Source organism: Pseudomonas nabeulensis (assembly GCF_004682045.1).
Taxonomy (GTDB): Bacteria; Pseudomonadota; Gammaproteobacteria; order Pseudomonadales; family Pseudomonadaceae; genus Aquipseudomonas; species Aquipseudomonas nabeulensis.
This window is the reverse complement of record NZ_QUZT01000139.1, coordinates 1-2226: the sequence shown is the minus strand read 5'-3', so window position 1 is coordinate 2226 and position 2226 is coordinate 1. Positions and strand designations below refer to the sequence as shown.

The 2226-nt window shown below is 50.5% G+C and carries 3 protein-coding genes; all 3 read left to right on the top strand.

The genetic code is table 11. The annotated features are described in order from the left end of the window. A partial coding sequence (locus DYL61_RS31140; protein WP_193559476.1) for an RHS repeat-associated core domain-containing protein occupies positions 1 to 930 on the top strand: 930 nt, incomplete at its 5' end. After that, complete coding sequence (locus DYL61_RS31135) at positions 930 to 1520, top strand: hypothetical protein (RefSeq protein WP_135311571.1); 591 nt, start codon at positions 930 to 932, stop codon at positions 1518 to 1520. The genes DYL61_RS31140 and DYL61_RS31135, both read left to right, overlap by 1 nt. Next, positions 1447 to 2166, top strand: coding sequence for a hypothetical protein (locus DYL61_RS31445; protein WP_238704632.1), 720 nt, complete (start codon positions 1447 to 1449; stop codon positions 2164 to 2166). The genes DYL61_RS31135 and DYL61_RS31445 overlap by 74 nt, the downstream gene beginning before the upstream one ends. Positions 2167 to 2226 lie beyond the last annotated feature (60 nt).

The window sequence follows — 2226 nt, the reverse complement described above, 5'->3', positions numbered from 1 at the left end:
GGCGTGCAGCGGTTTTTCTACGATGCGGAAAGCCGATTGGTGGAAGTGCGCAATGACAACGGCAGTGTGGTCAGGATGACCTACGACCCGTTGGGGCGGCGCGTTGAAAAGACCGAGCAGGGAAGCGATGGGTATCGGCTGGGGGAGACGCGGTTTGTGTGGGATGGCCTGCGCTTGTTGCAGGAACACAAACACAGCCAGACCAGCCTTTACGTGTATGAAGAAGAAGGCTACCAACCCCTCGCCCGTGTCGACGGCATCGGCCCGCTGCAAAAAATCCGCTACTACCACAACGACCTGAACGGCTTGCCGGAACAACTGGCCGAAGCGGACGGGAACACCGTCTGGCGAGCAACGTACCGGGTGTGGGGTAACACGCTGGAAGAAGTGCGCGAACCGTATTACATCGAAGAACAGAACCTGCGGTTTCAGGGGCAGTATCTGGATCGGGAGACGGGGCTGCATTTCAATACGTTCAGGTTTTATGATCCGGATGTGGGGCGGTTTACGACGCCGGATCCGGTTGGGTTGAAAGGTGGGATCAATCTTTATCAATACAGCCCGAATCCCATCGGGTGGATCGATCCGTGGGGATGGAGTTGTGTCCAGTTCAAGCGCTGGAAAAGAGGGCAGGCGATAGACAAACCGTTACCTAACGGCAAAGCTCCCGCATGGGATGTCGTCAGAAGCCGGTACTGGAAAAACCGTTATGAAGCCTCAAAAGCCTCTGGAGAGTTCAGCGCTGCTAACTTGAGCCGCATGAAGCGAGGCTCTGCGCCTTTGGATGCGAACGGAAACTCGATGGAGTTACATCACCACAACCCTCAACGCAATGGGGGTTTAGATGTGAACAATCCGCGAAATCTGCGTGAAGTCACCCGAGAACAGCATGCTGCGCTCGATGAGTACAGACATTTAGGAAGCAAGTAATGACCGCTATAGACATCATCAAGAAATTCGTGGAAGGGTCTATTTCACCCAAAGACTTCGAACAAAAAGTCTACGAGGACTCGGCCGTCGAGGCGTTGCTCAAAGGTGAGATCAATTTACCAGCCTACGTCGCGGAACCTGATCTCTACACGTATGCCATCAGTCAGGATTACCAGAGTCTGGAGTGCATCTACAATCTCCAAACACTTCTATCGGATGTTCTGAACAAGAAAAGCGTCGCCCACACAGTAGAGAAAAAGTACGAAAATCTGTTTAACCTGACCCTAAAAGTCCAGCCGAAATGGCTGTCGCTGCCTTCGGACTACCTATCTCAGCTCATCGAAGATCAGAAAAATCTCAGTCCCAAAGCGTTGCAGGCTTGGCTGAAGGAAAAAATAAAGACTGATTTCCGTTGCCTGAAAACGCCTCCCAAATGGCTTCAGAGCCCGCAATGGCCTGTAGAGGACGGGAAACCGATGATTTTCGTAGGGCAACTCGACATCAGCGAGTTGAGCCATGACAACGCTCAGGCTTATCTGTTTTTTGATGATGCGAAAAAAACTTTCCGTACCATCACTCAAGTTTGCTGATCAATCTTCAACTCATCAGGCGACAGCCTCACAACAAGCAGAACAGGACAGTCGACTGATGAAGTATTTCAAGCTCAACCCGAATGTTGCTAGTAAAAAATGGGAAGGTTACGTAAATCTCGGCGAACTCATTTATAAGGGAGAAGAAGTAGACGACGTTGAGCTATCCAATAGCCGGGCGCCTTGCACATTGAAACCTCTGCAATATGAAATTCTTGCCCCGGGAGCAACTGCCCCGGTCAATACGATCGGAGCGGACTTTTTTGTTTTCGATGAGTCTCTTAAGGGCCTGAACACCCTGGCAACTGAATGCGTTCAATACCTGCCCATCACCCATGAGAACCAAGAGACTCGTTACCGACTCCTACATGCCTACAGCCATGTTGATTGCATCGACTGGGACTTATCCAAGTACGAAGCTTGGCCAAAGGATCATGTCATCATGGAATGGCAGAATCCAAGAGGCCGCTTCTTTTTCGAGCCAGTACTGATCGCAGAAAAAATCCCTGAAACCCTTGAGGTCTTCCGTTTGGAGGGCTGGGGGGGAGCATTCAACATCGTCGTTGGCGAAGAGTATAAAGAGAAATTACTCGCGCTCGATTTCGATCACTCATTTTTGGAGTTTCACCCCATTACCGTCGTGTAATGAAAGATCTTTACGCTTTAAGCGTATAAATAAATCCGCCCTCTTTATCCCAAACGCGAC

Bases quoted from the DNA above. Each gene is read 5' to 3' on its own strand.
- DYL61_RS31135 (WP_135311571.1), top strand. From the start codon at position 930: ATGACCGCTATAGACATCATCAAGAAATTCGTGGAAGGGTCTATTTCA.
- DYL61_RS31445 (WP_238704632.1), top strand. From the start codon at position 1,447: ATGACAACGCTCAGGCTTATCTGTTTTTTGATGATGCGAAAAAAACTT.